Source organism: Comamonas sp. MYb21, assembly GCF_037479395.1.
Classification (GTDB): domain Bacteria; phylum Pseudomonadota; class Gammaproteobacteria; order Burkholderiales; family Burkholderiaceae_C; genus Comamonas.
Map to the genome: position 1 here is coordinate 116,177 of NZ_JBBGZC010000017.1, position 6,383 is coordinate 122,559.

The window sequence follows — 6,383 nt, forward strand, 5'->3', positions numbered from 1 at the left end:
TTTCGTGTAGGAAATATTATTTGCCTATATGCAATTTCAACAAGAGCTCTCCCAATGTACCTGTTATTGAGTGCGTCGCCGGTCCTGGCCGTTATCGCCGGGTTGCTGCTGGGCCTGCGGTCGCTGTATGCAGCGCTGATCGGCGTGGCGTTGGCGCTGGCCGGCTGTGTGATGGCGTTTCCGCTCAGCACGCCCGCAGCGCTGCAGGCACTGGCCAGCTGGATGCCGGTGCTGGTCGAGGTGCTGCTGATTGTGGGCGGGGGCCTCTTGCTGTCCGAAGTGCTGCGCGCCGCCGGCGCGCAAAAAGCGCTGGCGCAATGTGTGATGGGCCGCACCGGTGAAGGCGTGGGCGCCGTGCTGCTGGTGGTGCATGGCGTCACGCCCTTTGCCGAATCGCTGACCGGCTTTGGCATTGGCATCACGATTGGCATTCCGCTGCTGGCGCACAGCGGGTTGCCGGCGCGCAAGATCGCGCTGATTGGCCTCTTGGGCCTGTGCGCCGTGCCCTGGGGTTCGATGGGCCCGGGCACCTTGGTTGCCGCGACGATGGCCGGGCTGTCATTTGATGCGCTGGGCGTGGCCTCAGCAGCAGTGAGTGTGATCCCCATGGTGGTGGTGGGTGTGGCCGCTGCCTGGCTGGCCAGCGCGCCGGGCCGGCGTGCGGGGGCCATGCTGCAAGGTGCGCTGTCGGGCCTGATGCTGGCGCTGGCCATCGGGCTGAGCAATGCGGTGCTAGGTACCTCAGCCGCAGGTGCTCTGGGCGCTTTGCTGATGACCGCGCTCTGGCTCTGGTTGGGCCGTCGGGGCGCAGGCGCTTGTGCGGGCGATGCCACTGCGCCGCTGGGCGCCCTGGGCTGGCGCGCGCTGGCCGCCTATGGCTTGCTGCTGCTCGGTGTGCTGGTGGCAGGGGCCGTGCTGCGCGCCTTGCAAGCTGCGGGTGCCTGGCATTTGCTGGCATCCCCTGCTCTGTGGCTGTTTGTGGCGGCGGCCTGGTTTGCGCGCGGCCTGCCAGCGCCCAGCAGCCTGCAGCGGGTGTGGCAGTCCTGGCGCCAGGTGGCACCCGTGACGGGGCTGTTCATCGTGCTGGGCGTCGTGATGGCGGTATCTGGCATGGCCGCGCAACTGGCCCATGCCTTGGCGCAGGGCGGTAGCGCCTATGTGTTTGCGGCGCCTTTTGTGGCTGCCCTGGGCGGCTTTTTGACTGGCTCCAACACGGGGGCCAATGCGATGTTTGCCGCCACCCAGGCCGAGATTGCGCAGGCCTTGGGCGTCGCGGTGCTGCCCTTTATGGCGGTCCACAATGTCAGTGCAGCGCTGCTGCTGATGGCATCGCCCGGCAAGGTGGAGATGGCCTGCCAGCTGGTGCCCGGGGAGGCGCAGGCCGAGCGCGCCTGGGTGCAGGCGAAGGTGCTGCTGGTCACCGGGCTGGCGGTGCTGTTGATGGCAGCGCTGAATGTGCTGCTCAGCGCCGTTCTGCAGCAGCCTTAGGCGCCAGTGTGGTCACCAGTTCGGGCAGCTGTGGCTGGGTCTGGCGCGCCGAGGTGCTGCTGAGCCAGCGGCCCAGGTGCTTGCGCTGGCAGACCTGCAGCTCGCTCAGCAGCGCATGGCTGGGGTCGGGGATATGCCAGCGGCTGCGCAGGTCGGCCTGCATGCGCAGCAGCAGATGGGCCGTCATCTCGGCATCGGCGAGCGCCCGGTGGGCCTTGTCGGCCGGCGGTAATTGCAGATGGCGCACGATCTTGCCCAGCGAGTGGCTGGGCGCCTCGGGGTAGAGGCGGCGCGACAGCAACACCGTGCAGGCAAACAGGCTGCCGACAGGCGCTGCGGCCGGGCTGGCTGCGCAGCCTGCGCGCTCCAGCTCATCCAGCCAGAACTTGCTGTCAAACGATGCGTTGTGTGCCACCAGCGGCGCCGTGCCGACAAAATCTGCTGCCTCGCGCATCACCTGCTCAGCGGGCGCTGCCGCCTGCAGCATGGCCGTGGTGATGCCGGTGAGCTGCGTGATAAAGCTGGGCATGCGCTGGCCGGCATTCATCAGGTTTTGGTAGCGGTCGACGATACGGCCGTTCTCGACCATGACGATGCCGACCTCGGCCGCCCGCGCGCCATGCGCCGGGCTCATGCCGGTGGTTTCAAAGTCGAGAATGGCGATGCGTTCGGACATGGCGGGGCAGGTGCTGGAGGTGCTCGGCAATCAGGTCACCGCATGGATGCGGTTGAACTCGGGCTTTTGCCACTCGCCCGATTCCAGCACCTGGCGCAGGTGCTCGACCGCGTTCCACACGTCCTCAAAACGGGTGTAGAGGGGGGTGAAGCCAAAGCGCAGAATGTCCTTGTGCGGGCCGTTGCCGCCATCGCCCTTGCGGAAGTCGCCGATAACGCCCCGAGCGATCAGCGCCTGCACGATGGCGTAGGCGCCGCTGCCCTGGCCGTCCACGCCCGCGCCGTCGTCGCGCGTGAGGCACACCTGCGAGCCGCGCGCAAAGATATCGCGTGGCGTGGCCAGGCCCAGACCGTAGCCGGCGCAGCGGGTCTCCACCAGCTCGATGAACAGGTCGGTCAGTGCGATGGACTTGCGGCGCAGCGCCGTCATGCCGCCGTATTTCTCGGCTTCGGTAAAGATGTCCAGGCCGCACTGCAGCGCCGACAGCGCAATCATCGGCTGGGTGCCGCACATGTAGCGGCGGATGCCGGCGGCTGGCTGGTAGTCGCTGGTGAAGGCAAACTGCTCGGCATGGCCAAACCAGCCCGACAGCGGCTGCCAGAACTTGTCGGTATGGCGCGCATGCACCCAGACAAAGGCCGGGGCGCCGGGGCCGCCGTTGAGGTACTTGTAGCTGCAGCCCACCGCGTAGTCAGCGTTGGCGGCGTTCAGGTCCACCGGCACGGCGCCGGCGGCATGGGCCAGGTCCCAGACGGTCAGCACGCCCTGGGCATGCGCATCGCGCGTGACCTGGGTCATGTCGTGCATATGGCCGGTGCGGTAGTTCACGTGGCTGAGCAGCAGCACGGCTACGTCGGTGGTCAGGCAGGCGGGCAGCTCCTCGGGCTCGATCAGCACCAGCTCCAGGTTGTGCTGCTTGCACAGCGACTCGGCGATGTACAGATCGGTGGGGAAGTTGCTGCGCTCGCTGATCACCTTGGTGCGCGGCGCCGGGTCGGAGAACTCCTGCTGCGACAGGCGGATGGCCGCGCTCAGCACCTTGTAGAGGTTGACCGAGGTGGTGTCGGTGAACACGACTTCGCCAGGCTTGGCGCCAATCCAGGGCGCAAACTGGTCGCCCAGGCGCTGGGGCAGGTCGATCCAGCCGGCATCGTTCCAGCTGCGGATGAGGCCCTGGCCCCATTCACGCTGCACCACATCGGCCACGCGCGCGGCCGTGGCCTTGGGCAGCGGGCCCAGCGAGTTGCCGTCCAGGTAGATCACGCCGTCGGGCAGGTCGAACAGATGGCGCAGCGGCGCCAGCGGCTCATGCTGGTCAACGTCGCGGCAGGCTTCCAAGGTGGTCATGGCTATGTCTCTTTGTCAAGGGTGGCGGGCAGGCGCTGGTGGGTCAGGCGCCTGCCGCAAGGGATGGGGTGGTTCAGACCGAGGCCTGATTGTAGGTGCCGGGCAGCGAGCGCAGCACGGCGCGCACCGGCGAGGCATCGGCCTGCACGAGCTTGAGCGGCAGCGCGATCAGCTCGTAGTCGCCTTCGGGCACGGCGTCCAGCACCAGGTTCTCCAGCACGCGCATGTCGTGGCGGCGAATGGTCTGGTGGCTGGGCAGGGCCTTGCTGTCGGCCGGGTCGATGCTGGCGGTGTCAATGCCGATCAGCCGTACGCCCAGCGCAGCCAGGCGCTCTACGGTCTCGGCCGCATAGCCGGTCAGGCCCGCATCCCATTGGGTTTGCGGCATCTGCTGGTAGGTGCGCACCAGCACGCGCTCGGGCAGGTCGTCGCGTATCGCGTGTTCGATGTGCTGCCACTCAATCAGCGGGCCGCAGCCAATCGCATGGACCACACGGCAGCGGCCCAGATAGGGCGCCAGATCGACCTGGCCGATGGTGGCGCCATCGGGCGCATAGTGCAGCGGCGCATCGGCGTGGGCCCCTGCATGCGGGGTGCTGGTGATGCTGGCCACATTGACCGGGCAACCCGGCCCGATACTGGCCACCCATTGCTGCTGGTAGGGCGTGTCGCCGGGGAACACCGGCATGCCGACGTAGACGGGCGGCGAGATGTCCCACAGGGTTGGCTCGGAATGAGGCGTGTTTGGCATAGCTATGCAATGTATCAGCGCTTGCGGTACCAGATCAGGTAGACGGCGGTCATCACCAGCAGCATGGGCACGCCGATCAGGGTGGTCATGTGGAACACATCGGTGAAATAGGTGGTGATGATCACGGCCAGCATCAGCACGGCGCCCAGCAGGGTCAGCACCGGAAAGCCCCACATGCGGAACTGCAGGCGCTCGCCCGGATGCTCGCGCTGCCAGCGGCGGCGGAAAAAGAGGTGGGTAACAAACACCATGAACCAGGCAAACATGGCGCCGAACATCGAGATCGACATCATCAGGGTGAGCGACTCCTCGGGCTTGAGCACGTTGAGCACCATGGCCACCGCCATGCCCAGGCAGGAGATCGCAATCGCGCCCATCGGCACGCCCCGGCTGTTGACCTTGCCCAGCGCTGCTGGCGCATAGCCGCCGCGCGAGAGGCTGAACATCATGCGCGAGGTGACATAGAGCTGCGCATTCATCGCCGAGAGGCTGGCCACCAGCACCACAAAATTGAGCACGCTGGCCGCGCCGGGAATGCCGACGATCTCCATCACCTTGACGAAGGGGCTCTTGTCGGTGCTGGCATGGCTCCAGGGCACGATGGCCAGCATCAAAGCCAGCGACAGCAGGTAGAACAGCACCAGGCGCAGCACCGTGGTCTTGAACGCCGAGGTGACCGCCTGGCGCGGGTTCTGCGCCTCACCGGCGGCAATCGCGATCGACTCCAGGCTGAGGTAGCTGAAGATGGCGATGATCACCCCCACCCAGGTGCCCCACCAGCCATTGGGGAAAAAGCCCCGGTCTGCGGTGTAGTTGGAAAAACCCACACCTTCGGGCCGCGAGCCGAACACCACATAGGCGCCGATCAGGATAAAGGCGACGATGGCCACGACCTTGACCATGGAGAACACATACTCCATCTGCCCAAAGGCCTTGACGCTGGTGGCATTGACGGCGGCCAGCACGACCGAGAACAGCGCCACCCAGACCCATTGCTCCACCTCTGGGAACCAGTACTTCATGTACTTGCCAACGGCGGTGACCTCCATCCCTACCGCCAGCACCACGGCCGCCCAGTAGGCATAGCGCACCACAAAGCCGGCGAGGGGGCTGAGGTAGTGCTCGGCATAAGCGCCAAACGAGCCGCTGGTCGGGTGCGCGACGGTCATCTCGGCCAGGCAGCCCATCAGCAGCAGGCCGATGAGCGCGCCGATGGCATAGCTGATGAGCACGCTGGGCCCGGCAAAGCCGATGGCAAAGGCGCTGCCCATGAAGAGGCCGGTGCCGATGGCGCCGCCAATGGCGATCATCGTCATTTGGGCGGCAGTGAGTTGCTGCAGCAGCCCGCGTTCGCGGCGGGCAATCGATTCAAAAGGGGACACGGGTTTTTGCTTGTTGTGGCTGGGGTGGCGCTGTGGCGGCTTTGCTGGCCGCTGGTGCGCGGGGAAGGTGGGGATTTTAGGATTTGTGCCAAATCCATGTTGGGTGTTTGTTTGCTTGTTATGCCTTTGGCTTTGATATGACTTGCTGGCCGGGTCTCGCCCCGGCGGGCGAGGTACTTTTCTTGCGCGGCCAAGAAAAGTACCCAAAAGAAGGCCGCCCCTGCTGCTTGCGACCCTTCGCGTTGCGAAGGGCAACCTGTGTCGTGGCGTTTGCGGGGTATGCCGCGAAACTCACTACGCGCCGTAGGCGCTCCGTTCGGACAGACGCGGCAAGCTAGTTGACGATGCACTGGCACTCTTCGGTGCCAGCGCCACCCCGTAAACGCCACGACCCAGGCGCATGCAAAAGGGGGGATTAGGGATGGCTTCGTTGATGGTGGAGGATGCTGTCTTTTTCTGGTCGGCTGACCGTTGTGCTTGTTTATCGGATCTGCATACTACTGCGTAGGGCAGCTGGCCGGGTCTCGCCCCGGCGGGCGAGGTACTTTTCTTGCGCGGCCAAGAAAAGTACCCAAAAGAAGGCCGCCCCTGCTGCTTGCGACCCTTCGCGTTGCGAAGGGCAACCTGTGTCGTGGCGTTTGCGGGGTATGCCGCGAAACTCTCTACGCGCCGTAGGCGCTCCGTTCGGACAGACGCGGCAAGCTAGTTGACGATGCACTGGCACTCTTCGGTGCCAGCG

At 65.8% G+C, this 6,383-nt stretch carries 5 protein-coding genes; 1 reads left to right on the forward strand and 4 read right to left on the reverse strand.

Annotated elements, in window-relative coordinates; genetic code table 11:
* Positions 1-54: 54 nt before the first annotated feature.
* Positions 55-1,488 carry an L-lactate permease gene (locus tag WH367_RS22240; protein ID WP_339537704.1) on the forward strand — a complete coding sequence of 478 codons (1,434 nt, stop codon included), beginning with the start codon at positions 55-57 and terminating at the stop codon, positions 1,486-1,488.
* On the opposite strand, the gene WH367_RS22245 is transcribed toward WH367_RS22240, so the two are convergent.
* The 4 genes from WH367_RS22245 to WH367_RS22260 all read right to left on the reverse strand — a co-directional run bounded on the left by WH367_RS22245 (position 1,463) and on the right by WH367_RS22260 (position 5,644).
* Positions 1,463-2,164: a 3'-5' exonuclease gene (locus WH367_RS22245; protein ID WP_339537705.1), complete on the reverse strand. Its 702-nt coding sequence runs from the start codon at positions 2,162-2,164 to the stop codon at positions 1,463-1,465. The genes WH367_RS22240 and WH367_RS22245 overlap by 26 nt on opposite strands.
* Positions 2,165-2,194: 30 nt before the next feature.
* Positions 2,195-3,511 carry a kynureninase gene (gene kynU, locus WH367_RS22250; RefSeq protein ID WP_339537706.1) on the reverse strand — a complete coding sequence of 439 codons (1,317 nt, stop codon included), beginning with the start codon at positions 3,509-3,511 and terminating at the stop codon, positions 2,195-2,197.
* Positions 3,512-3,584: 73 nt separating this feature from the next.
* A complete protein-coding gene (kynB, locus tag WH367_RS22255; RefSeq protein ID WP_339537707.1) occupies positions 3,585-4,262 on the reverse strand; it encodes an arylformamidase in 678 nt (225 codons plus the stop codon).
* A 14-nt stretch (positions 4,263-4,276) separates the two neighbouring features.
* Entirely contained in the window at positions 4,277-5,644 is a 1,368-nt protein-coding gene (locus tag WH367_RS22260) for an amino acid permease (RefSeq protein ID WP_021027717.1), read from the reverse strand.
* Between the last annotated feature and the right edge of the window lie 739 nt (positions 5,645-6,383).

Coding starts and splice junctions, on each gene's coding strand:
- WH367_RS22240 (WP_339537704.1), top strand. CDS start 55: ATGTACCTGTTATTGAGTGCGTCGCCGGTCCTGGCCGTTATCGCCGGG.
- WH367_RS22245 (WP_339537705.1), bottom strand. CDS start 2,164: ATGTCCGAACGCATCGCCATTCTCGACTTTGAAACCACCGGCATGAGC.
- kynU (WP_339537706.1), bottom strand. CDS start 3,511: ATGACCACCTTGGAAGCCTGCCGCGACGTTGACCAGCATGAGCCGCTG.
- kynB (WP_339537707.1), bottom strand. CDS start 4,262: ATGCCAAACACGCCTCATTCCGAGCCAACCCTGTGGGACATCTCGCCG.